Below are 23,764 nucleotides of genomic sequence, written 5' to 3' on the forward strand. Positions count from 1 at the left end.
CTCGAGTTACTGAGCGGCCGGCCGCCAGCGCTTGATGAAGTCCGTCTCGGGCCATTCCTCCTCGGCGGCGAGCAGTTCGTACATGGTCGCCCGGTCGATGGATTCCCGGATGATGTCGGCGTGCCCGGCATGGCGGGACAGCTCCTCGATGATGTGCATGCCGACCCAGCGCACGGACCAGTGGTCGATATCCGAGGGGAACCACGGCACCTCGTGCGGCACCGGCACCAGCGCGTCCAGGTCGAGTTCGGCGAAGGCCTGCAGCGTCTTGGCGTTCTGTTCGCGCAGTGCGGCCAGCAGGTCGCCGAGCTTCTCGTCGTCGCGCATGACGTGTTGGTCGGCGTACTCGGCCATGATCTCGGCCATCGGCCGGGTGTCCGGTGGCGGGAAGTCGGGGGCGGCCACCGCGCGCTCGACCCAGCCCGCTTGAACGGCGGTGACGTGCTTGATGAGGCCGCCGACCGACTGGGCGCTCACCGATGGGGTGGAGCGGGCCTGCTCATCGGTGAGGCCGTGGGCGACGGCCGCGAAGGCGTCCTGCTGGAACGCCAGGAAGTTGACGAGGGTCTGACGCTCGTCGCCTGCGGGTGCGGGCTGTCCGGCCATGTTCAGTTCTCCTTCGGGGTGTGGGTGTAAAGGTCACGGATGCAGGCGATTTCCGCTCCGTGGTGAATGACTTCGCGATTGATGTGCAGCACGAGGGTCGCCATTGAGAAGTCAGCGTAGGGACCTTCGGCGGGGCCGCACGGCCGGGCCAGGGCGGCGGCGTCGAGCCCGCGGACTCCGGTGATCCAGTTCGCGTAGGCGCTGTCGAGCTGCTCCAGGGCGGTGCGGGCGTCGCGGGCGTACGGCCACGACTGATAGTCGGCCGGCGGTCCGCCGAAATGCGAGTGGTTCCGCATCGCCAGGACGCCGACGATGACGTGCGCCAGCCGCCAGGCGATGGTCGTGAACGGCTCGGGTTGCGGTGGCGGATAACTGAAGTCGATGGATCCGTCGGGGTGCAGGGTCCAGCAGCCGGGCACCGGCTCCCAGAAGTATTCGTCGTCGGTCAGTCCCTCGAGCCGGGGGCGCAGCTGATGTTGCCAGTGCCAGTCGAGTTGGTCGGCCAGTTCTTCGGTCCGTTCTTCGGTCACATGAAGAGCCTGACATCTAATTAGGACTGTTTCTGTCCTATGAGTACGGCAGAGTGTTGTCATGTCTGAAACGACGAGCCGCGTGCTGCAACTGCTGGGCCTGCTGCAGGCGCGCCGGGTGTGGACGGGGCAGGAGCTGGCCGACCGGCTCGGCGTCACCGGCCGCAGCGTGCGCCGCGACATCGAGCGGCTGCGCGACCTCGGCTATCCGGTGCACGCCAGCAAGGGCCGCGACGGCGGCTATCAATTGGGTGCCGGTGCCGCGTTACCGCCGCTGCTGCTCGATCCCGAGGAGGCCGTCGCGATGGCGGTGTGTCTGCGGCTGGCGGCCGGCGGCAGCGTCGCGGGCGTCGGGGAGTCGGCGCTGCGGGCCCTGTCCAAGCTGGACCAGGTGATGCCCGCGCGGCTGCGGTCGCAGGTGTCTGCCGTGCACGACGCGACGGTGACGCTGACCGGCGGCGGCTCGGTCGAAACGGTATCGCCCGACGACCTGATGACGCTGGCCCGCGCCTGCCGCGACCACGAACACGTCCGGCTCGGCTACACCGACATCCGCGGCAACAGCACCGAGCGCCGGCTCGAGCCCTACCAACTCGTCACCACCGGGCGCCGCTGGTACCTGCTGGCGTACGACCGCGACAAGCAGGACTGGCGGACGCTGCGGCTGGACCGGATGGTCGACGTCAAAGCTGCGGGGACGACGTTCGCGCCGCGCCCGGCGCCCGATCCGGCGGAGTTCGTGCGCCAGGCCATCACGGCGTCGCCGTACCGCTACGTCGCGCGGGTCCGGTATGAGGCAGCCGAAAGTCAACTGGAGCAGATGTTTTCCGCGTCGTCGGCGCAGATCGAGGCGGACGGTCCGGACCGCTGCATCGTGACCGCCGGGGGCGACGACCCCGAGCGCATCGTGCTGTACCTGGCGATGCCGGGGTATCGGTTCGAGGTCCTCGAACCGCCCGAGGTGATCGCCGCGGCCGCGGTGGTCGCCGACCGGTTGCGTGCCGCAATGCCTCCCGATCGGTGACGGCGCGCCGTATGGTGCAGGGGTGTCGACGGGACGACTCCTGCAGGTGACGGCCGTGGTTTCCACCGAGTTGTTCGTCGGTCCGGCCGACGAACCGCTGCAGCTGGTCCGAGTGGACTACACCGGGTGCACCGACGTCGCCGAGTTGCGGGTCGTCGGAGAGGGGCTGAGCGGCCGGGCCCTGGCTCAGCCCGGTGCCGGCTTCGTCGAGATTCCGGTGGTTGTGCAGGGCGGACAACCGGGCCAGGTACGGGCCGCGCATCTCGAGGCCGGCGGCGAGCAGACCCCGTTCGAGTTCGTCGTCGCCGAGCCCGGCTGGACCATGCACATGATCAGCCACTTCCACTACGACCCGGTGTGGTGGAACACCCAGGCCGCCTACACCAGCGTCTGGACCGAGGATCCGCCCGGCCGGTGCCGGCAGACCAACGGTTTCGAGCTGGTCACCGCGCATCTCGAAATGGCAAGGCGCGAGCCGGAATACAAGTTCGTGCTTGCCGAGGTCGACTACCTCAAACCCTACTGGGACACCCACCCCGAGCAGCGCGCCCAGTTGCGCGCGCTGCTCGCCGAGGGCCGCGTCGAGATCATGGGCGGCACTTACAACGAGCCGAACACCAACCTGACCAGTCCGGAGACGGCGATCCGGAACTTCGTGCACGGCATCGGGTTCCAGCGCGACGTCATGGGCGCCGACCCGGCGACGGCCTGGCAGCTCGACGTGTTCGGCCACGACCCGCAGTTTCCGGGCATGGCCGCCGACACCGGCCTGACCTCCAGCTCATGGGCCCGCGGCCCGCATCACCAGTGGGGCCCGATGCACCGCGACGGCGACCCCGAACGCATGCAGTTCGCCAGTGAATTCGACTGGATCGCACCGTCGGGCCGCGGGCTGCTGACCCACTACATGCCCGCGCACTACGCCGCCGGCTGGTGGATGGATTCGTCGGCATCGCTGCAGGAAGCCGAGGACGCCACATATGAGACGTTCGCCAAGCTGAAAAAGGTTGCGCTGACCCGCAATGTGCTGCTGCCGGTCGGCACCGACTACACCCCGCCGAACAAGTGGGTCACCGAGATTCACCGCGACTGGGCGGCGCGCTATACCTGGCCCCGCTTCGTGTGTGCGCTGCCGCGGGAGTTCTTCGCCGCCGTGCGTGCGGAACTCGCGGCCGTCGGTACGCAGCCGTCGCCGCAGACCCGCGACATGAACCCGATCTACACGGGCAAGGACGTGTCGTACATCGACACCAAGCAGGCCAACCGGGCCGCCGAGCACGTCGTGCTGGAAGCCGAACGGTTCGCGGTGTTCGCCGGATTGCTCACCGGCGCCACCTATCCGCAAGCTGCCCTGGCCAAGGCCTGGGTGCAACTGGCCTACGGTGCACACCACGACGCCATCACCGGATCGGAATCCGACCAGGTGTACCTCGACCTGCTCACCGGCTGGCGCGATGCGTGGGAACTCGGACGGACCGCCCGCGACAACGCGGTGGCATTGCTGTCGCGAGCCGTCGACGGCGACATCGTGGTGTGGAACCCGTTGGCGCACAGCCGAACCGACATCGTCACCATCCACCTCGACGAACCGCCGGCAGGGCCGGTCCTCGATGCCGACGGCGCGCCCGTCCCGGTCCTGATCGAAGACGACGGCCACACCGTCACCTGGGCGGCCCGCGACGTGCCGTCTCTCGGGTGGCGGGCATACACGATCGGCCCGGCGCAGTCCGGGTCCGTGCCGGCCTCGTGGGAACCCGTGTCCGGCACCACCATCGGAAACGATCGGTACGCCTGCACCGTCGATCCGGACCGCGGCGGCGCGGTGTCGTCGCTGGTGCGCGACGGTGTCGAGCTCATGGGTGCCGGCCGCGTCGGCAACGAGATCGCCGTCTACGACGAGCATTCCGCGCACCCGACCGAACACGAAGGGCCCTGGCACCTGCTGCCCAAGGGCCCGGTGGTGGGCTCTGCCGAACACCCGGCTGAGTCGGTGCAGGCCTACCGCAGCGCGCTGGGAGAACGGCTGGTGGTCGCCGGGCGCATCGGCGACGTGCTGCGGTACACCCAGACCATCACGCTGTGGCACGAAGTCGACCGCGTGGACTGCCGCACCGTGATCGACGAGTTCACCGGCGCCGACAAGCTGCTGCGACTGCGCTGGCCCTGCCCGGTGCCGGGCGCGATGCCCGTCAGCGAGGTCGGCGACGCGGTGATCGGCCGCGGCTTCGGGCTGCTGCACCAACGGGATTCGCCCGACGCCGTCGACACCGCCGATCACCCCTACACCCTGGACAACCCCGCCTACGGCTGGTTCGGGCTGTCTTCGGCCGTGCGGGTCCGGGTACGCGACGCGCAGGGCGAGTGCACGCGCGCGGTGGCGGTGGCCGAGGTCGTTGCACCGGACGCCGCCGATCCCGAGACACCCATCCGCGACCTGATGGTCGCGCTGGTGCGGTCGGGCGTGACGGCCACCTGCAGTAGCGCCGACAAACCGCGCTACGGCGACCTCGCCGTCGACTCCAACCTGCCCGACGCTCGTATCGCGCTCGGCGGTCCCGACGAGAATGCCTTCACCGCAGCGGTATTGGCGGCAGCGGACCCGGGCTACGGCGCCGAACTACGGCGCCGCCTGGCGACGGGAAGCGCCCGGCTCTGGGTGCCCGCCGACGCCGATCTGGTGCAGCGGTGGATTCCCGGTGCCGATCTCAAGGATGCCCGTACGCTGCCGGTGCTGATCGTCGCCGGGCCCGGTGGGCTCGAGGAGCTCATCGACGACCTCGCCGACGCCGAGATCGCCGTCGAGCAGGACGCCGCAGCCGGCATCGGGCCCTTCGCGGCCCGCAGCGTGGCCGTATTGAACCGCGGCGTACCGGGTTTCGCCGTCGAGCCGGACGGCGTCCTGCACACGTCGTTGCTGCGGTCGTGCACCGGCTGGCCGTCGGGCACCTGGATCGACCCACCGCGCCGCACCGCACCCGACGGCTCGAACTTCCAGTTGCAGCACTGGACCCACACCTTCGATTACGCCATCGCGGCCGGCGACGGTGACTGGCGCACCGCGGGCATTCCGGGCTGCAGCGCCGAGTTCTCACAGCCACTGCTGGCGGTGTACACCGACCAGCCCGCGGTGGCCGGCGGATTGCCGGGCACCGGTTCACTGCTGAGCGTCGAACCCACGTCCGACGTGTCGCTGGCCGCGCTGAAGGCCACCGGCAACCCGATCGCCACGGGCCACAGCGCGCCCGTCGACCCCAGGACCGGGATCACCCTGCGTCTGGTCCAGACCTCGGGGCGGCCGACGGAGGTCAATGTCACCTCGGGGCTCCGGCACCTCGAGGACGTCGAACGACTGGACCTGCTCGAACAACCGGTCACCGCCGGCGGAAAAGCCTTGCGGCTGCACGGTTTCGAGATCGCCACGGTACGGGCGCGGCTCGACCTGCCGCACGTGCTCAACGGCGACCACGCCACCCTGGCGCCGGATGCCGAAGTCGCCCAACCGGTTTACGCCCGCTACTGGCTGCACAATCGCGGTCCCGCGCCGCTGGGCGGACTGCCCGCGGTGGCGCATGTGCACCCCACCGAGATATCGGGCGCGCCGGGTGCGCCCGTGCGACTGCGCGTCACCGCCGCCAGCGACTGCACCGACGCCGCGCTGCACGGCCGGGTTCGGGTGCTGTGCCCCGACGGCTGGTCGGCCGCCCCGGAGGAACTGCCCTTCGTACTGCCGCCGGGCGGCTACCTGGAAACCGAAGTGCAGCTGCAACTTCCCGCCGATGTGCCCGCCGGGCGGTATCCGGTGCGGGTCGAGCTGGCGGTCACCGGCGGCGACAAACAGCACCAGATTCCCGCGGCGTGGCGGCAGACGGTCGAAGACGTCTGCGTCGTCACCGTCGGCGAACCCGGCGACGCCCCGCTGCTGAGGGTGGTCGAGGAGCCTCAGGCCGTCGACATCGTCGCCGGGGAACACGCCGACCTGAGTGTCGTCGTCGGCTCTGCGGCCGGTGCGCCGCTGAGCTTGGAGGCGCACCTGATCAGTCCGTGGGGGACGTGGGAATGGTTGGGGCCGGCCGTGCTCGGGGCCGACGTCCCGGCGGGTGGCACCGCCGCATTCGACTTCGACGTGGCGCCGCCGTCGTGGGTCGGGCCGGGGCAGTGGTGGGCGCTGGTCAGGATCGCCGGGGCCGGCCGGGTGCTCTACACGCCGGCGGTATCGGTGCGGGTCCGATGAACCGCGTCGCCACCGTCGCCGGGCGGGAGATTCCGGTCAGCGCGCTCGATGAGCGCGAATCACGTTTGCGGGCAAGCGTATTGGCGCCTTCGCTACCGGCGCCCGGAAGTAGTGAGGGTCGCCAGCTGCGGCGCTGGCTGACCCAGCTGCTCGTCGCCGACGAGTTGGTGCGGGTGGCGGCCGGCGAACTCGGGGTCACCGACAGGGACGCGCCCACCGAAACCGACCTGCTGCCCGGCGCCGCCGCCCGCATGGAGCTCGGCAGTATCGCCGCGGCCGCGCTCGAACAGCCGTTGGCGCGGGCGCTGTTCGTTCGGGTGACCGCCGAGGTGCGGATCCCCGACGCGGAGATCGAGCGCTACCACGCCCGAAACCCGTTGCGGTTCGCGCCGCCCGTACCCGGCCCTGACGGCTGGTCCACCGCGCCGACCGTCGTCCCGGAGCTGGATCAGGTGCGGCCGCAAGTCGCCGCACACCTGCTGGGTTCGGCGCGCCGGCGGGCCTTCCGGCACTGGCTCGACGCCCGCCGCGCCGAGTCGGTGCACCTGGCGCCCGGCTACGAACATCCCGGCGACCCGCGTCAGCCCGACCACGTCCACCGGCACTGAAAGCGCACGATGCCCGACCTGACCCTCGCCCTCGACATCGGTGGCACGAAGATCGCCGCGGCCCTCGTCGACCCCGATGGCGCACTCGTGCACCGCGAGCAGCTCCCGACACCGCACGCGGACAGTGAGAGCGTATGGGCGACCGTCGATACGTTGATTGGGAACGCCCTCACTGCCGCGGCCGGACGGCCGGTTCGCGGCGTGGGCGTCGGCTGCGCCGGTCCGATCGATGTGGTCGCGGGTACGGTCAGTCCGCTCAATGTCGTTGTCTGGCGCGAGTTTCCATTGGTCCGACAGCTCACCGAGCGCACCGGACTGCCGGTTCGGCTGGCCGGCGACGTCGTCTGCCTGGCCCTGGGGGAGCACTGGCGCGGGGCCGGCAAGGAGGCGCAATTCTTGCTCGGCATGGTGGTGTCGACCGGTATCGGCGGCGGACTGGTGCAGGGCGGTGCGCCTTACCTCGGCCGCACCGGCAATGCCGGACACATCGGCCACGTCGTCGTCGAACCCGACGGCCCGCGCTGTGCCTGCGGCGGGCAGGGCTGCGTGGAGGCGGTGGCCTCGGGTCCGCACCTCGCGCGGTGGGCACACGAGCACGACTGGGACGCCCCGCCGGACGCCGACGCGAAGGCGCTGGCGGAGGCCGCCCGCCACGGGGATCCGATTGCGGTGCAGGCGTTCTCGCGTGGCGCCGAGGCGATCGCCGTCGCCATCGCGTCGGCAGCGGCCGTCTGTGACCTGGACCTGGTGGTGGTCGGCGGCGGCGTGGCGAATGCGGGGGAGGTGTTGTTCGGCCCGCTGCGGGCGGCGTTGCCCCGCTACGCCGGGTTGAGCTTCCTGCGCGGCCTGCGGGTGGTGCCCGCCGAGCTCGGGGGCGATGCCGGGCTCGTCGGCGCCGCCGCGTTGTGGCGGAGCTGAGCGGCGCGCCGCGCCATGTCCTTTCGGCCCCAGTCGCACAGCGCACCGAGCACCGGTTCCAGCGTCTTGCCGTATTCGGAGATCGAATAGTGCACGCACGGCGGCACCGTGCCCGCGTCGTGGCGTTCGATGATGCCGTCGGCCACCAGTTCGTGCAGGTGCCGGATGAGCATGCGCTCCGTCATGTCGGGAATGCTGCGCCGGAGCTCGGCGGTGCGCATCGGCCCGTCGGCGAGCCGCCACAGGATGGTGCCCTTCCACCGGCCGTCGATCACCGACAGCGCGGCATCGATCGGGCACTCGCCGATCTCCTTCTTCGACACCGCCATGATGCGCTCCCGATCGTCTTTATGCTGACTAATTTGTCAGTACCTTGTTATTTGTCAGTGTAGTGACCAGGCTCGATGGCATGGAGCACATTGCGCAGATTCTCACCGTGATCGTCGTTGGCACGCTCGTCGGCGTGGAATTCGGGGTCGCCGCGTTCAACAATCCGATCCTGGAACGGCTGCCCGATGACGCCTACCGGCAGGCGCGGGCGACGGGCAGCCGGATTCTCGGCACGGTGATGCCCTTCTGGTATGCCGCCGCGGCCGCACTGCTGATCGCAGGTGCGGTACTCGCCCCGGCGCCCGGCGCCATCGCCGCGGTGGTGTTGATGGCGGTGGTGATGGTGCTGACGCTGACCACGTTGGTCCCGATCAACAACCGCGTCGCCGCGTGGGCGGGTGCCGGCCCCGACGAGGCGCCGACGAGTCGGGAGCTCGCCCACCGCTGGGACCGGTTGCACTGGGTGCGCGTGGTGGTGCTGTTGGTGGTGTTTGTGCTGGTAGCGCTTGCCTCGACGACGACGCTGTGAGCTGCCTGGGAGGGTAGCTCCCAAAGTTAGGCAAGACTTAGCTAAATTGATCTTGTTTAACGGTGGGTGAACAAGTCGTCACACGCCGGCGGAATCAGACTTAGTGAGGTAATTGCATGCGCGTCGTCTTCTTCGGTTTCCAGACGTGGGGGGTCAAGACGCTGCAAGCGCTGATCGATCTGGGGCACGACGTGCCGATGGTTGTCACGCACCCGACCAGCACAGAGTCGTACAAGGCGATCTTCTCGGACTCCGTCGAGGAGCTCGCCCGCGCGCACGACATCCCGGTCCACCTGACCATGCGGGCCGACCACGAGACCATCGACCTGGTCAAGCGCTCCGAACCCGACGTCATCGTCGTCAACAGCTGGTACACGCGGATGACTGACGAGCTCTACGACCTGCCGCCCTACGGCACCCTGAACCTGCACGACTCCCTGCTGCCGAAGGGCACCGGCTTCTCACCGGTCATCTGGTCGCTGATCAGCGGGGAATCGCACATCGGCCTGACCATCCACCGCATGAACGCCGAGCTCGACGCCGGCGACATCCTGGTCCAGCGCTCGCTCTCGATCGGTCCCGGCGACACCGGCACCGAACTGGTGATGCGCGGCATCGACCTCATTCCGGGCGCTCTGGACGAAGCGCTGACCGCGCTGCAAGCGGGCACCGCACAGTGGCGGCCGCAGGACAAGGCCGAGCGGACCTACTTCCACAAGCGCGCCGAACGCGACAGCCTCATCGACTGGAGCTGGCCGGCCGACGATCTGGAGCGCCTCGTCCGCGCGCTGTCGGACCCCTACCCGCGCGCGTTCACCTTCTACCGCGGTGAGCGCATCGAAGTGCTCGAGGTCAAGGTCTCCCAAATCCGCTACGGCGGCACCCCCGGCCGCGTGATCGTGCAGGAGGGTGGCGGCGCGGTGGTGTGCGGCTCGAATGCCCACCGCGGCGGGAACCTCGGCCTGGTCATCACCCGGCTCCGCGCGGCCGACGGGGTGGAGCACGACGGAACGGAGTTCTTCCGCCGCGGCGGCTACCTCACCAGCGAGGCCTGAACCCGTGCCGCTGCTGACATACATCGCGACGCCGTCGTGGCTCATGTCCATCCGTCGCCGGCTGCTCGCGCTGATTCCGGTCCGGTTCCTGCGACACGTCCTCTATCTCTTGATGATCCGCAAGCCCGGCAACTTCCGCGAGCCCGAGACCTTCAACGAGAAGGTGAACTGGCGCATCTTCCACGATCGTCGGGACCGGATCGTGCGGGCCTGCGACAAGATGTGGATGAAGGAGATGGCCCGCGCGGCGTACCCCGGCGCCGATCTCCGGATTCCTGCCACGTACTGGTGCGGCACCGACCTGCGGGACGCACCGGACCTGGCGGCCCTGCCGCCCTGGGTGCTCAAGCCCAACGCCAGCAGCGGCCAGGCGCTGTTCGGCCCCGATCCGCAAACGGATCTGGCCGCCCTGCGGGACCAGACCAGAAGCTGGTTCCAGGAGACGCCGCTGGAGCTCGGCGAGTGGGGCTACAGCCAGGCCCGCCCGGTGTTGTTGATAGAGAAACGCATCCCGACCCCGGACGGCGAAGCGCCCGTCGACTACAAGTTCTTCGTCTTCGACGGCCGCGTCGAGCTGATCCAGGTGAATCGCGGCCGCTTCGGGAAGCGGCAGACCACCACATTCCTGGACGCCGACTGGCGTCAACTGCCGGTGCGGTGGCGCATCCACCCCGTCGCCGTCGAAGAACGCCCGCTCGAACTGGACAAGATGCTGGAGATCGCGAGCGTGCTGGGCACCGGCTGGGATTTCATCCGCGTCGACCTCTATGCCGTCGACGGCGACGTATGGTTCGGCGAGTACACCCCGTACCCGGGGACGGGCATGCTGCGGTACGAGCCCATGAGCTTCGACCTCGAGCAGGGCCGGCACTGGCGGTTGCCGACACCGGACCAGGTCCGCCTGGGTCAGCCGTAGTCTCACAGTCGCCGTTTTGGCTGATCGGCGGGCCATCGGCTACTCTTGTCCAGTTCCACCGAAGACCGTCGGTCACCAAGTAATTGGTTGAAGGTCCAGGCAACGCCTGGCGGCCCACGCAGGAGGACGAGGTTTTCAGAGTTTTGATTCTGCGCGCCCCGACCTTTCTGTGTCGGGGCGCTTTGCATTTCCGGACCGAATCCCCGGCAGTCTCCAGTGGGCCGATGAATACACCACAAGGAGGCATGTATGGCCACGGCTGATAAAGCCACTGCGGTCGCTGACATCGCCGAACAGTTCAAGGCCTCGACGGCCACTGTCGTGACCGAGTACCGCGGTCTGACGGTTGCCAATCTCGCCGAGCTGCGTCGTTCCCTCGGTGCTTCGACGACCTACACGGTCGCCAAGAACACCCTGGTCAAGCGCGCCGCCTCGGAGGCCGGGATCGAAGGCCTCGACGACCTGTTCGCAGGTCCGACCGCCATCGCGTTCATCACCGGCGAGCCGGTCGATGCCGCGAAGGCACTCAAGAAGTTCGCGAAGGATCACAAGCAGCTCGTCATCAAGGGCGGCTACATGGACGGCGCTGCGCTGTCCGTGGCCCAGGTCGAGAAGATCGCCGACCTCGAGTCGCGCGAAGTGCTGCTGTCCAAGCTGGCCGGCGCCCTCAAGGCGAAGCAGTCCCAGGCCGCGGCGCTGTTCGTTGCGCCCGCGTCCCAGGTTGCGCGCCTGGCGGCCGCGCTGCAGGACAAGAAGGCCGCCGAACCGGCTGCCTGACCCACCCCACATCCACAAAAGAAGTAATAAGGAAGGACCATTCACATGGCCAAGCTGTCCACCGAAGAACTGCTCGACGCGTTCAAGGAAATGACCCTGCTGGAGCTCTCGGAGTTCGTGAAGCAGTTCGAGGAGACCTTCGACGTCACCGCCGCCGCTCCGGTCGCCGTTGCCGCCGCCGGTGCCGCTCCCGCCGCCGCTGAGGCCGCCGAAGAGCAGTCCGAGTTCGACGTCATCCTCGAGGGTGCCGGCGACAAGAAGATCGGCGTCATCAAGGTCGTCCGCGAGATCGTTTCCGGCCTGGGCCTGAAGGAAGCCAAGGACCTGGTCGACGGCGCCCCCAAGCCGCTGCTGGAGAAGGTCTCGAAGGAGGCCGCCGAGGACGCCAAGGCCAAGCTCGAGGCCGCCGGCGCATCGGTGTCCGTCAAGTAAGTTCGCCAGAACTGACGTTTTCCCCCGGAGTCCAGCACGGACTCCGGGGGATTTCGCTTTTCAGGGGATATAAATCGGGGCATTTCGAGCCGTTCGGGGGACGATGGGGTAGTTGGCTCCGCGTCCATCAGGGTGACTTTTCGGCGGGCCGTCCGATAGTTGGAACAAGGTGCAACAGCTCGCGATCGATGCGCTACAGTGACTCAAGCCACAGGCAGGGCAGCAAATGGCGCGCGAGCGCTGGCGGAAGGGATCTCACATGGGCGTCCAAATCGACGTGACGGGACTGAGTAAGTCCTTTGGGTCGTCGAAGATCTGGGAAGACGTCACTTTGACCATCCCCGCCGGCGAGGTCAGCGTCATGCTGGGCCCGTCCGGTACCGGTAAGTCTGTGTTCCTGAAGTCGCTCATCGGCCTGCTGCGTCCCGAGCGCGGTTCGATCGTCATCGACGGCACCAACATCATCGAGTGCTCGGCCAAGGAGCTCTACGAGATCCGCACCCTGTTCGGTGTGCTGTTCCAGGACGGCGCGCTGTTCGGTTCGATGAACATCTACGACAACACGGCCTTCCCGCTGCGCGAGCACACCAAGAAGTCCGAGTCCGAGATCCGCAAGATCGTCATGGAGAAGCTGGACGTCGTGGGTATGCCCAACGACGGTCACAAGTTCCCGGGCGAAATCTCCGGTGGTATGCGCAAGCGTGCCGGCCTGGCCCGCGCCCTCGTGCTCGACCCCAAGATCATCCTGGTCGACGAGCCGGACTCCGGTCTGGACCCGGTCCGTACCGCTTACCTGTCGCAGCTGCTGATCGACATCAACGCCCAGATCGACGCCACGGTCCTGATCGTGACGCACAACATCAACATCGTGCGTACGGTGCCGGACAACATCGGCATGCTCTACCGCAAGCACCTGGTCATGTTCGGCCCCCGCGAGGTGCTGCTGACCAGTGAGGAGCCCGCGGTCAAGCAGTTCCTCAACGGTCGTCGTATCGGCCCCATCGGTATGTCCGAGGAGAAGGACGCCGCGACCGCGGCCGCCGAGCAGGCCGCGATCGATGCCGGTCACTCCGATGGTGGTGTCGAGGAGATCGAGGGCGTGCCGCCGCAGATCGAGGTGACCCCGGGTATGCCGGTCCGCCAGGCCGTCGCTCGTCGTCAGGCTCGCGTGCGGTCGATCCTGCACACCCTGCCGCCCGCCGCGCAGGCCGCCATTCTCGAGGACCTCAACAAGAACGGCCACGCCGACGACCCGGTGACAGCTCAGATTCCGCGGGCCTGATCCGCAGAACAGCGAAAATCGCGCCCGGGCTGAAACCAGCCCGGGCGCGATTTGTTTTCGGCGAACGTGCGAACAGGCCGCGAAATCCGCGCTCCGCAGGCGCGGTGTGCACGCTCGGAGGCGGTGTGCGGGGACGCGCGGCCGGTGATCTTGGTCACGGCGCGTCCGCCGGCGGCGGCGTGCGGGTGGCGCCGCGCGGCCTGCTGCGTCACGATGAGAGCGCCCCGGTTCGCCATTTGCCGGCAAAACTCCACACCAAACACCGTGGCAAGTCTTGACTGGCGCCCGCAAACGGGCCAATCTGTTGGGCAGCATGTATTCGAGGGTTTTGTTAATGGGTTCAGACGCCAGCCAGCGTTATCCGTTAAAACTCTCTTCAAGCATGCCGTGGTTGAGGAATGCGCCGTCCTACGCTAATGTTGGACGTTGCGCTGGCTGCATCCTGCCCACCTCACCCGCACCTGACACCTTCTAGCCTGAGTCTTGCTCAGTGATCTAGACGCGTGCCCTGTGTCTTGTAAGGCCCGGACTGTGAGAACGCCAGCCGGACCGACGCAGATAGAGCGGCAATTCGGACCGGTTTCGACCGGCACCGGAATGGTCGCATCAGGTGCTGGAAGGACGCATCTTGGCAGTCTCTCGCGAGAGCAAGTCAGTAGATTCCAACAACTCCGTCCCAGGAGCGCCGAACCGAGTCTCGTTCGCCAAGCTGCGCGAACCGCTTGAGGTTCCGGGCCTGCTCGACGTGCAGACGGATTCCTTCGAGTGGCTGATCGGCTCGGACCGCTGGCGCTCGAAGGCAGTCGACCGCGGCGACATCAACCCGGTCGGTGGCCTCGAAGAGGTCCTCGCCGAGCTGTCGCCGATCGAGGACTTCGCCGGCACCCTGTCGCTGAGCTTCTCCGACCCGCGCTTCGACGAGGTCAAGGCTCCGGTCGACGAGTGCAAGGAGAAGGACCAGACGTACGCGGCCCCGCTGTTCGTCACGGCTGAGTTCATCAACAACACCACCGGCGAGATCAAGAGCCAGACGGTCTTCATGGGTGACTTCCCGATGATGACCGAAAAGGGCACCTTCATCATCAACGGCACCGAGCGCGTCGTCGTGTCGCAGCTCGTCCGTTCGCCCGGTGTGTACTTCGACGAGTCCATCGACAAGGCCACCGAGAAGACCCTGCACAGCGTCAAGGTCATCCCGGGCCGTGGCGCCTGGCTGGAGTTCGACGTCGACAAGCGCGACACCGTCGGTGTCCGCATCGACCGCAAGCGCCGTCAGCCGGTCACCGTGCTGCTGAAGGCGCTCGGCTGGACCAACGAGCAGATCCGCGAGCGCTTCGGCTTCTCCGAGATCATGATGGGCACCCTCGAGAAGGACCCGACCGCCGGTCCCGACGAGGCCCTGCTGGACATCTACCGGAAGCTGCGCCCGGGCGAGCCGCCGACCAAGGAGTCGGCGCAGACCCTGCTGGAGAACCTGTTCTTCAAGGAGAAGCGTTACGACCTGGCCCGCGTGGGCCGGTACAAGGTCAACAAGAAGCTGGGCCTGCACGACGGCAACCCGGCCCAGGTGACCGCGACGACGCTGACCGAAGAGGACATCGTCGCGACCATCGAGTACCTGGTGCGCCTGCACGACGGTGACAAGACCATGACCGCCCCCGGTGGCGTCGAGGTCCCCGTCGAGGTCGACGACATCGACCACTTCGGCAACCGTCGTCTGCGCACCGTGGGCGAGCTGATCCAGAACCAGATCCGGGTCGGCCTGTCGCGTATGGAGCGCGTCGTCCGCGAGCGCATGACCACGCAGGACGTCGAGGCGATCACCCCGCAGACCCTGATCAACATCCGTCCCGTCGTGGCGGCGATCAAGGAGTTCTTCGGCACGTCGCAGCTGTCGCAGTTCATGGACCAGAACAACCCGCTGTCGGGTCTGACCCACAAGCGCCGTCTGTCGGCGCTGGGCCCCGGTGGTCTGTCCCGTGAGCGCGCCGGCCTCGAGGTCCGCGACGTCCACTCGTCGCACTACGGCCGCATGTGCCCGATCGAGACCCCTGAAGGCCCGAACATCGGTCTGATCGGCTCGCTGTCGGTGTACGCACGGGTCAACCCGTTCGGCTTCATCGAGACCCCGTACCGCAAGGTCGTCGACGGCATCGTCACCGATCAGATCGACTACCTGACCGCCGACGAGGAGGACCGCCACGTCGTGGCGCAGGCCAACTCGCCGCTGGACGCGAACGGTCACTTCACCGAGGAGAAGATCCTCGTCCGTCGTAAGGGCGGCGAGGTCGAGTTCGTCTCGGCGAACGACGTCGACTACATGGACGTCTCGCCGCGCCAGATGGTGTCGGTCGCGACCGCGATGATCCCGTTCCTCGAGCACGACGACGCCAACCGCGCCCTCATGGGTGCGAACATGCAGCGTCAGGCGGTTCCGCTGGTGCGCAGCGAGGCCCCGCTGGTCGGTACCGGCATGGAGCTGCGTGCCGCCATCGACGCCGGCGACGTCGTCGTGGCGGACAAGTCCGGTGTGATCGAAGAGGTCTCCGCCGACTACGTCACCGTCATGGCTGACGACGGCTCGCGGCACACCTACCGGATGCGCAAGTTCAACCGCTCGAACCACGGCACGTGCGCCAACCAGCGCCCGATCGTGGACTCGGGGCAGCGCGTCGAGGCCGGCCAGGTCATCGCCGACGGTCCCTGCACCGAGAACGGTGAAATGGCCCTCGGTAAGAACCTGCTCGTGGCAGTCATGCCATGGGAAGGCCACAACTACGAGGACGCCATCATCCTGAGCCAGCGGCTCGTGGAGCAGGACGTGCTCACCTCGATCCACATCGAGGAGCACGAGATCGATGCCCGCGACACCAAGCTGGGCGCCGAGGAGATCACCCGGGACATCCCGAACGTCTCCGACGAGGTGCTCGCTGACCTCGACGAGCGCGGCATCGTCCGCATCGGCGCCGAGGTCCGCGACGGCGACATCCTGGTCGGCAAGGTCACCCCGAAGGGTGAGACCGAGCTGACCCCGGAAGAGCGCTTGCTGCGTGCCATCTTCGGTGAGAAGGCCCGTGAGGTCCGCGACACCTCGCTGAAGGTGCCGCACGGTGAGTCCGGCAAGGTCATCGGCGTCCGCGTGTTCTCGCGCGAGGACGACGACGATCTGCCCGCCGGCGTCAACGAGCTGGTCCGCGTCTACGTGGCCCAGAAGCGCAAGATCTCCGACGGTGACAAGCTCGCCGGCCGCCACGGCAACAAGGGCGTCATCGGCAAGATCCTGCCGATCGAGGACATGCCGTTCATGCCTGATGGCACCCCGGTGGACATCATCCTGAACACGCACGGTGTGCCGCGTCGTATGAACATCGGCCAGATCCTGGAAACCCACCTCGGGTGGGTCGCCAAGGCCGGCTGGAACATCGAGGGCGAGCCCGAGTGGGCGGCGAACCTGCCCGAGGGCATGCACAGCGCGCCGCGCGACAGCATCGTCGCCACCCCGGTGTTCGACGGTGCCCGCGAGAACGAGCTGCAGGGCCTGCTGGGCGCGACGCTGCCCAACCGCGACGGCGACGTCATGGTCGACGCCGACGGCAAGGCCACGCTGTTCGACGGCCGCTCGGGCGAACCGTTCCCGTACCCGGTCACGGTCGGCTACATGTACATCCTGAAGCTGCACCACCTGGTGGACGACAAGATTCACGCGCGTTCGACTGGTCCGTACTCGATGATCACCCAGCAGCCGCTCGGTGGTAAGGCGCAGTTCGGTGGCCAGCGGTTCGGTGAGATGGAGTGCTGGGCCATGCAGGCCTACGGTGCGGCGTACACGCTGCAGGAGCTGCTGACCATCAAGTCCGACGACACCGTCGGTCGGGTGAAGGTCTACGAGGCGATCGTCAAGGGCGAGAACATCCCCGAGCCGGGTATCCCGGAGTCGTTCAAGGTTCTGCTCAAGGAACTCCAGTCGCTGTGCCTCAACGTCGAGGTGCTGTCTTCGGACGGCGCCGCGATCGAGATGCGCGACAGCGACGACGAGGACCTGGAGCGCACCGCCGCGAACCTGGGTATCAACCTGTCGCGCAACGAGTCCGCGTCCGTCGAGGACCTCGCCTAAACCGTCCGCCCGTAGTCAGCTTTTTCTGATTCATACACCCGCAAGGGGAAAGGGAGTTACGTGCTAGACGTCAACTTCTTCGATGAACTCCGCATCGGCCTGGCCACCGCGGAAGACATCCGTAATTGGTCGTACGGCGAGGTCAAGAAGCCCGAGACCATCAACTACCGCACGCTCAAGCCGGAAAAGGACGGCCTGTTCTGCGAGAAGATCTTCGGACCGACTCGCGACTGGGAGTGCTACTGCGGTAAGTACAAGCGCGTCCGCTTCAAGGGCATCGTCTGCGAGCGCTGTGGCGTCGAGGTGACTCGCGCCAAGGTGCGTCGTGAGCGTATGGGCCACATCGAGCTGGCCGCGCCGGTCACCCACATCTGGTACTTCAAGGGCGTTCCGTCGCGCTTGGGCTACCTGCTGGACCTGGCCCCGAAGGATCTGGAAAAGATCATCTACTTCGCGGCCTACGTCATCACCTCGGTCGACACCGAGATGCGGCACAACGAGCTGTCCACGCTCGAGGCCGAGATGGTCGTCGAGAAGAAGGCCGTCGAGGATCAGCGCGATCTGGACCTGGCCGAGCGCGCGCAGAAGCTCGAGCAGGACCTGGCCGAGCTGGAGAAGGAAGGCGCCAAGTCCGACGTCCGCCGCAAGGTGCGCGACGGTGGCGAGCGCGAGATGCGTCAGCTCCGCGACCGGGCCCAGCGTGAGCTGGACCGGCTCGACGAGATCTGGACCACCTTCACCAAGCTGGCTCCGAAGCAGCTCATCGTCGACGAGGTGCTGTACCGCGAGCTGCAGGACCGCTACGGCGAGTACTTCACCGGCGCCATGGGTGCCGAGTCGATCAAGAAGCTCATCGAGACCTTCGACATCGACGCCGAGGCCGAGTCGCTGCGCGACACCATCAAGAACGGCAAGGGCCAGAAGAAGCTGCGCGCCCTCAAGCGTCTGAAGGTCGTCGCCGCGTTCCAGCAGTCCGGCAACTCGCCCATGGGCATGGTGCTCGACGCCGTTCCGGTGATCCCGCCGGAGCTGCGCCCGATGGTCCAGCTGGACGGTGGCCGCTTCGCGACCTCCGACCTGAACGACCTGTACCGCCGCGTCATCAACCGCAACAACCGGTTGAAGCGACTGATCGACCTCGGTGCGCCCGAGATCATCGTCAACAACGAGAAGCGCATGCTGCAGGAGTCTGTGGACGCGCTGTTCGACAACGGCCGTCGTGGCCGGCCCGTCACGGGTCCGGGCAACCGTCCGCTCAAGTCGCTGTCCGATCTGCTCAAGGGCAAGCAGGGCCGCTTCCGTCAGAACCTGCTGGGTAAGCGCGTCGACTACTCGGGCCGTTCGGTCATCGTCGTCGGCCCGCAGCTCAAGCTGCACCAGTGTGGTCTGCCGAAGCTGATGGCTCTCGAGCTGTTCAAGCCGTTCGTGATGAAGCGTCTGGTCGACCTGAACCACGCGCAGAACATCAAGAGCGCCAAGCGCATGGTCGAGCGTCAGCGTCCCCAGGTGTGGGATGTCCTCGAAGAGGTCATCGCCGAGCACCCGGTGCTGCTGAACCGTGCACCTACGCTGCACCGCCTGGGTATCCAGGCCTTCGAGCCGCAGCTGGTGGAAGGCAAGGCCATCCAGCTGCACCCGCTGGTGTGTGAGGCGTTCAACGCTGACTTCGACGGTGACCAGATGGCCGTGCACCTCCCGCTGTCGGCGGAGGCGCAGGCCGAGGCACGCATCCTGATGCTGTCGTCGAACAACATCCTGTCGCCGGCGTCGGGCCGCCCGCTCGCCATGCCGCGTCTGGACATGGTGACCGGTCTGTTCTTCCTGACCACGCAGATCGACGGTGACCTCGGCGAGTTCGTCGCGGCCACCAAGGACAGCGCGGAGCAGGGCGTCTACAGCAGCCCGGCCGAGGCCATCATGGCCATGGACCGTGGTGCGCTGTCGGTGCGCGCGAAGATCAAGGTCCGTCTGACGCACCTGCGTCCGCCGGCCGAGATCGAGGCGCAGCTGTTCGAGAACGGCTGGAAGCCGGGCGACGCGTGGACCGCGGAGACCACCCTGGGCCGCGTGCTGTTCAACGAGCTGCTGCCCAAGGGCTACCCGTTCGTCGACAAGCAGATGCACAAGAAGGTCCAGGCGGCGATCATCAACGATCTCGCCGAGCGCTACCCGATGATCGTCGTGGCGCAGACCGTCGACAAGCTGAAGGATGCCGGTTTCCACTGGGCGACCCGCTCGGGCGTGACGGTCTCGATGGCCGACGTTCTGGTGCCGCCGCAGAAGCAGGAGATCCTGGAGCGCTACGAGGGCCAGGCCGACGCGATCGAGAAGAAGTACCAGCGCGGTGGTCTGAACCACGACGAGCGCAACGAGTCGCTGGTCAAGATCTGGCAGCAGGCCACGGAAGAGGTCGGTAAGGCGCTGGAGGACTACTACCCGGCGGACAACCCGATCATCACGATCGTGAAGTCGGGCGCCACGGGTAACCTCACGCAGACCCGCACCCTGGCCGGCATGAAGGGTCTGGTGACGAACCCGAAGGGTGAGTTCATCCCGCGGCCCATCAAGTCGTCCTTCCGCGAGGGCCTGACGGTGTTGGAGTACTTCATCAACACCCACGGTGCTCGTAAGGGTCTGGCCGATACCGCGCTGCGTACCGCCGACTCGGGTTACCTGACCCGTCGTCTGGTCGACGTGTCGCAGGACGTCATCGTCCGCGAGACCGACTGCGAGACCGAGCGCGGCGTCATCGTCACGCTGGCCGAGGTTCAGGCCGACGGTTCGCTGGTGCGCGACGCCCACGTCGAGACGTCCGCCTACGCGCGGACCCTGGCCACCGATGCGGTCGACGCGAACGGCAACGTCGTCGTCGAGCGCGGCCACGATCTCGGTGACCCGGCGATCGAGGCCCTGCTGGCCGCGGGTATCTCGACGGTCAAGGTGCGTTCGGTGCTGACCTGTGCCACCGGCACCGGCGTCTGCGCCAAGTGCTACGGCCGCTCGATGGCCACCGGCAAGCTGGTCGACATCGGCGAGGCCGTCGGTATCGTCGCCGCCCAGTCGATCGGTGAGCCCGGTACCCAGCTGACGATGCGTACCTTCCACCAGGGTGGTGTTACCGGTGGCGCCGACATCGTCGGTGGTCTGCCGCGCGTGCAGGAGCTGTTCGAGGCCCGCGTGCCCCGCAACGTCGCTCCGATCGCCGACGTGGCCGGCCGGGTGCAGCTGGAAGAGGACGACAAGTTCTACAAGATCACCATCGTCCCCGACGATGGTGGCGAGGAAGTCGTCTACGACAAGCTGCCGCGTCGTAACCGTCGCCTGCGCGTCTTCAAGCACGACGACGGCACCGAGCGCCTGTTGGCCGATGGTGACCACGTCGAGGTCGGCCAGCAGCTCATGGAGGGTTCGGCGAACCCCCACGAGGTGCTCCGCGTCCAGGGCCCCCGCGAGGTGCAGATTCACCTCGTCAAGGAGGTCCAGGAGGTCTACCGCGCACAGGGTGTGTCGATCCACGACAAGCACATCGAGGTCATCGTTCGCCAGATGCTGCGTCGTGTGACGATCATCGACTCGGGCTCGACGGAGTTCCTGCCCGGTTCGCTGACCGAGCGCAGCGAGTTCGAGACCGAGAACCGTCGCGTCGTGGCCGAGGGTGGCGAGCCCGCGGCCGGACGTCCGGTGCTGATGGGTATCACGAAGGCATCGCTGGCCACGGACTCGTGGCTGTCGGCGGCGTCGTTCCAGGAGACCACTCGCGTGCTGACCGATGCGGCGATCAACTGCCGTAGCGACAAGCTGCAGGGTCTGAAGGAGAACGTGATCATCGGTAAGTTGATCCCGGCTGGTACGGGCATCAACCGGTACCGCAACATCCAGGTGCAGCCGACGGAAGAGGCTCGGGCCGCTGCGTACACGATCCCGTCCTACGAGGATCAGTACTACAGCCCGGACTTCGGTCAGGCCACGGGTGCTGCCGTGCCGCTGGATGACTACGGCTACAGCGACTACCGCTAGCTGGTCACGCGGGGAGGCTTCCCCGCGAGCACGTGAACGTCCCCGACACTGCAAAGTGTCGGGGACGTTCGCGTATCCGTGCGAGACTGTCCCCGGGGGAGGGGACTATCTTGCGACTGCAATTGTTCATGGCTGCTGTCCTTCTGGTGGCGCCGACCGCGGGGTGCGGCTCGGACGGCAACAGCAGCACACAGACGACGACATCGACGTCGGCATCGAGCGCGCCGGCGACCACGAGCGCGCCGCCACCGCCATCACCGCCGCCACCGCCACCCGGACCGTTGGTGCAGATGGACCAACTCAAAAGCGTGATGGCCGAACCGAATCAGGTCAGTGCGGCGGTCAATGTGCCGAATCTCGGGGTCAGCGAAAGCCACGACTCGCTGTCGCTGCTGCCTGACGATTACGTCTCCGACATGACGTGTGTGGGGGCGGTCGCTGATGCGGCCATCCAGCCGTACGCGGAGAGCCCCGTCGTACTGGTGCGCACGCAGGACTATGCGCCGCCCGACGGTTCGGCCGGCTTCTCGGCCATCGCCTCGGCGATCCTCTACGAAAACGCCCAGGACGCCCAGGACCAGGTCGCGGCGACCGTCAAGGGCTGGCAGGGGTGCGCGGGCAAGTCGGTTCAGGTCAAGACGGTGCCGCCGGCCACGTATGCGATCGGCACCCCGGCTGTGACGGGTGGTGTGCAGACTCTGGTCAACAACCGCACAGCGCCGCCCGAGCCCGGCGGGGCCTGTGGTCGCGGCATCACCTTCCGCAGCAACGTCGTCGTCGACGTGACGGTGTGTGGCGGTGACCCCGCGTCGGTCGGCCCCAACGCCGCGGCGGTGGCCAATCTCATTGCCGGAAGGGTGCCGGCATGACGAATCTTTCGGTAAAGCATTGCGCACCAATGGTTTTAGTGGCAAGCGTCATGGTCACGCTGTTGACGTCGTGCAGTACGTCGGTCGGTGGTAACCCCACCGCGGCACCCCAGGCTGTTCCGTCGGCGACGACCAGCGCGGTCGCGGCGCCGCCACCCGGCGCGGACCTGCAGCCCGTCGTCCTGCCTGTCGACGATCTCCGGCGCATGATGAACGACCCTTCCCTGGTCAAGACCGCGACGTGGCGGCACCCGGGCGTCGGTTTGAGCATCACGTTCACCCCGCCGCAGTGCAGTGTCGTCACCTCCAACGGCCTCCATGCGGCACTCGACGGCAGCGGGCAGACCGGCGTCTACTACGTCAACTACCTCAGCACCGCATCGCCGATGGTGCAGGTGAGTGAGGGCGTTGTCGGGTTCCCCGATCCCGCTGCGGCGCATGCCTGGATCGCCGCGCAGCAGGCCGTCTGGCAGCAGTGCGCCGACATCGACGTCGGGCTGACGGTCGCCGGTCAGTCCGGTACCCAACACACGCGTGCGCTGCAGGCCACCGGAGACACGTTGTCGATGCAGTCCGCGGTGGTGGGGGCCAACACCCAATGCACGCGGACCATGGCGGCCAGGAACCGTGTCGTCGTCGACAACCTGGTGTGTTCGCCCGATCCGGCGGGCGCGGCGACTGCCATCGTGAACGGCATGCTCGACAGGGTCCCGCGGTAGACGGGTCTCGGTAGGCGAGCTGATTCACCGCCGTGGCCAACTAGGCTGGGCGCCATGCTGATTGGTTCGCACGTCGACAACACCGACCCTCTGGCCGCGGCGGCCGCCGACGGCGCCGATGTGGTGCAGTTCTTCCTCGGCAATCCGCAGAGCTGGAAGAAGCCCGCGCCCCGCGAGGACGCCGAGATCCTGCGGGCGTCGTCCGTGCCGTTGTACGTCCACGCGCCGTACCTGATCAACGTCGCCTCGGCCAACAACAAGGTGCGCATCCCGTCACGCAAGATCCTCCAGGACACGTGCGATGCCGCGTCCGAGATCGGCGCGACGGCCGTGATCGTGCATGGCGGGCATGCCGATGACAACGACATGGACGCCGGCTTCGAGCGGTGGGTGAAGGCACTCGACGCCCTCAAGACCGACATGCCGGTGTACCTGGAGAACACCGCCGGCGGCGATCACGCCATGGCCCGGCACTTCGACACCATCGCCCGGCTGTGGGACCGCATCGGCGACAAGGGCATCGGCTTCTGTCTGGACACCTGCCATGCCTGGGCCGCGGGGGAGGCGCTGGTCGACGCCGTCGAGCGCATCAAGTCCATCACCGGCCGCATCGATCTGGTGCACTGCAACGATTCCCGCGACGCCGCCGGCTCGGGGGCCGACCGGCACGCCAACTTCGGTTCGGGTCAGATCGACCCGCAGTTGCTGGCAGCGGTGGTGCGCGCCGCGGACGCTCCCGTCATCTGCGAGACGTCCGAGGACGGCCGCAAGGACGACATCGCGTTCCTCCGCGAGAACGTTTAGTCG

The 23,764-nt window shown here is 67.5% G+C and carries 18 protein-coding genes; 15 read left to right on the top strand and 3 right to left on the bottom strand.

Going from position 1 to position 23,764, the window contains the following annotated elements; translation table 11 throughout:
- Positions 1-6: 6 nt before the first annotated feature.
- Together G6N46_RS23830 and G6N46_RS23835 are read right to left on the bottom strand one after the other, a co-directional pair.
- Complete coding sequence (locus tag G6N46_RS23830) at positions 7-606, bottom strand: DinB family protein (protein WP_138250500.1); 600 nt, start codon at positions 604-606, stop codon at positions 7-9.
- 2 nt (positions 607-608) lie between these two features.
- Positions 609-1,136 (bottom strand): DinB family protein, encoded by a 528-nt coding sequence (locus G6N46_RS23835; RefSeq protein WP_138250499.1) that lies wholly within the window; start codon positions 1,134-1,136, stop codon positions 609-611.
- Between the two features lie 61 nt (positions 1,137-1,197).
- On the opposite strand from G6N46_RS23835, the gene G6N46_RS23840 reads away from it, so the two are divergent.
- Genes G6N46_RS23840 through G6N46_RS23855 form a run of 4 tightly spaced genes read left to right on the top strand, consistent with a single transcriptional unit; the run spans position 1,198 to position 7,917 of the window.
- Entirely contained in the window at positions 1,198-2,160 is a 963-nt protein-coding gene (locus G6N46_RS23840; RefSeq protein WP_138250498.1) for a helix-turn-helix transcriptional regulator, read from the top strand.
- 40 nt (positions 2,161-2,200) lie between these two features.
- Positions 2,201-6,391, top strand: a complete 4,191-nt coding sequence (locus G6N46_RS23845) for a glycoside hydrolase family 38 N-terminal domain-containing protein (RefSeq protein ID WP_138250604.1) — start codon at positions 2,201-2,203, stop codon at positions 6,389-6,391.
- Complete coding sequence (locus tag G6N46_RS23850) at positions 6,388-6,999, top strand: DUF7158 domain-containing protein (RefSeq protein WP_138250497.1); 612 nt, start codon at positions 6,388-6,390, stop codon at positions 6,997-6,999. Before G6N46_RS23845 ends, G6N46_RS23850 begins: the two co-directional genes overlap by 4 nt.
- 9 nt (positions 7,000-7,008) lie before the next feature.
- A complete protein-coding gene (locus tag G6N46_RS23855) occupies positions 7,009-7,917 on the top strand; it encodes an ROK family protein (RefSeq protein WP_138250496.1) in 909 nt (302 codons plus the stop codon).
- On the opposite strand, the gene G6N46_RS23860 is transcribed toward G6N46_RS23855, so the two are convergent.
- Positions 7,818-8,246 carry a winged helix-turn-helix transcriptional regulator gene (locus G6N46_RS23860; protein WP_138250495.1) on the bottom strand — a complete coding sequence of 143 codons (429 nt, stop codon included), beginning with the start codon at positions 8,244-8,246 and terminating at the stop codon, positions 7,818-7,820. The genes G6N46_RS23855 and G6N46_RS23860 overlap by 100 nt on opposite strands.
- 80 nt (positions 8,247-8,326) lie before the next feature.
- Between G6N46_RS23860 and G6N46_RS23865 the strand changes: the two genes are divergently transcribed.
- The 11 genes from G6N46_RS23865 (at position 8,327) to G6N46_RS23915 (ending at position 23,761) form a co-directional block, all read left to right on the top strand.
- A complete protein-coding gene (locus G6N46_RS23865; RefSeq protein WP_138250494.1) occupies positions 8,327-8,776 on the top strand; it encodes an anthrone oxygenase family protein in 450 nt (149 codons plus the stop codon).
- A gap of 116 nt (positions 8,777-8,892) precedes the next feature.
- On the top strand, positions 8,893-9,831 hold the full coding sequence (locus G6N46_RS23870) for a methionyl-tRNA formyltransferase (RefSeq protein ID WP_138250493.1): 939 nt from the start codon (positions 8,893-8,895) through the stop codon (positions 9,829-9,831).
- 4 nt (positions 9,832-9,835) lie between these two features.
- The gene (locus tag G6N46_RS23875; protein WP_138250492.1) at positions 9,836-10,747 is read left to right on the top strand and encodes an ATP-grasp fold amidoligase family protein; all 912 of its coding nucleotides are present in this window, start codon (positions 9,836-9,838) and stop codon (positions 10,745-10,747) included.
- A 249-nt stretch (positions 10,748-10,996) separates the two neighbouring features.
- Positions 10,997-11,524: a 50S ribosomal protein L10 gene (gene rplJ / locus G6N46_RS23880; RefSeq protein WP_138250491.1), complete on the top strand. Its 528-nt coding sequence runs from the start codon at positions 10,997-10,999 to the stop codon at positions 11,522-11,524.
- Between the two features lie 45 nt (positions 11,525-11,569).
- Complete coding sequence (rplL, locus tag G6N46_RS23885; protein ID WP_138250490.1) at positions 11,570-11,956, top strand: 50S ribosomal protein L7/L12; 387 nt, start codon at positions 11,570-11,572, stop codon at positions 11,954-11,956.
- 259 nt (positions 11,957-12,215) lie between these two features.
- Complete coding sequence (locus tag G6N46_RS23890) at positions 12,216-13,238, top strand: ABC transporter ATP-binding protein (RefSeq protein ID WP_061003231.1); 1,023 nt, start codon at positions 12,216-12,218, stop codon at positions 13,236-13,238.
- Positions 13,239-13,848: 610 nt separating this feature from the next.
- On the top strand, positions 13,849-17,352 hold the full coding sequence (rpoB, locus tag G6N46_RS23895; RefSeq protein ID WP_138250489.1) for a DNA-directed RNA polymerase subunit beta: 3,504 nt from the start codon (positions 13,849-13,851) through the stop codon (positions 17,350-17,352).
- Positions 17,353-17,412: 60 nt separating this feature from the next.
- The gene (locus G6N46_RS23900) at positions 17,413-21,369 is read left to right on the top strand and encodes a DNA-directed RNA polymerase subunit beta' (RefSeq protein WP_135356864.1); all 3,957 of its coding nucleotides are present in this window, start codon (positions 17,413-17,415) and stop codon (positions 21,367-21,369) included.
- 128 nt (positions 21,370-21,497) lie between these two features.
- On the top strand, positions 21,498-22,238 hold the full coding sequence (locus tag G6N46_RS23905) for a sensor domain-containing protein (RefSeq protein ID WP_163692984.1): 741 nt from the start codon (positions 21,498-21,500) through the stop codon (positions 22,236-22,238).
- A 50-nt stretch (positions 22,239-22,288) separates the two neighbouring features.
- Positions 22,289-22,957: a sensor domain-containing protein gene (locus tag G6N46_RS23910; protein ID WP_163692987.1), complete on the top strand. Its 669-nt coding sequence runs from the start codon at positions 22,289-22,291 to the stop codon at positions 22,955-22,957.
- 54 nt (positions 22,958-23,011) lie between these two features.
- Positions 23,012-23,761: a deoxyribonuclease IV gene (locus G6N46_RS23915; RefSeq protein ID WP_135356865.1), complete on the top strand. Its 750-nt coding sequence runs from the start codon at positions 23,012-23,014 to the stop codon at positions 23,759-23,761.
- The last annotated feature ends 3 nt before the right edge of the window (positions 23,762-23,764 follow it).

The organism is Mycolicibacterium phocaicum, from assembly GCF_010731115.1.
GTDB classification, from domain to species: Bacteria; Actinomycetota; Actinomycetes; order Mycobacteriales; family Mycobacteriaceae; genus Mycobacterium; species Mycobacterium phocaicum.

Coding starts and splice junctions, on each gene's coding strand:
- G6N46_RS23830 (WP_138250500.1), bottom strand. CDS start 606: ATGGCCGGACAGCCCGCACCCGCAGGCGACGAGCGTCAGACCCTCGTC.
- G6N46_RS23840 (WP_138250498.1), top strand. CDS start 1,198: ATGTCTGAAACGACGAGCCGCGTGCTGCAACTGCTGGGCCTGCTGCAG.
- G6N46_RS23850 (WP_138250497.1), top strand. CDS start 6,388: ATGAACCGCGTCGCCACCGTCGCCGGGCGGGAGATTCCGGTCAGCGCG.
- G6N46_RS23855 (WP_138250496.1), top strand. CDS start 7,009: ATGCCCGACCTGACCCTCGCCCTCGACATCGGTGGCACGAAGATCGCC.
- G6N46_RS23860 (WP_138250495.1), bottom strand. CDS start 8,246: ATGGCGGTGTCGAAGAAGGAGATCGGCGAGTGCCCGATCGATGCCGCG.
- G6N46_RS23865 (WP_138250494.1), top strand. CDS start 8,327: ATGGAGCACATTGCGCAGATTCTCACCGTGATCGTCGTTGGCACGCTC.
- G6N46_RS23870 (WP_138250493.1), top strand. CDS start 8,893: ATGCGCGTCGTCTTCTTCGGTTTCCAGACGTGGGGGGTCAAGACGCTG.
- rplJ (WP_138250491.1), top strand. CDS start 10,997: ATGGCCACGGCTGATAAAGCCACTGCGGTCGCTGACATCGCCGAACAG.
- rplL (WP_138250490.1), top strand. CDS start 11,570: ATGGCCAAGCTGTCCACCGAAGAACTGCTCGACGCGTTCAAGGAAATG.
- G6N46_RS23890 (WP_061003231.1), top strand. CDS start 12,216: ATGGGCGTCCAAATCGACGTGACGGGACTGAGTAAGTCCTTTGGGTCG.
- G6N46_RS23905 (WP_163692984.1), top strand. CDS start 21,498: ATGGCTGCTGTCCTTCTGGTGGCGCCGACCGCGGGGTGCGGCTCGGAC.
- G6N46_RS23910 (WP_163692987.1), top strand. CDS start 22,289: ATGGTCACGCTGTTGACGTCGTGCAGTACGTCGGTCGGTGGTAACCCC.
- G6N46_RS23915 (WP_135356865.1), top strand. CDS start 23,012: ATGCTGATTGGTTCGCACGTCGACAACACCGACCCTCTGGCCGCGGCG.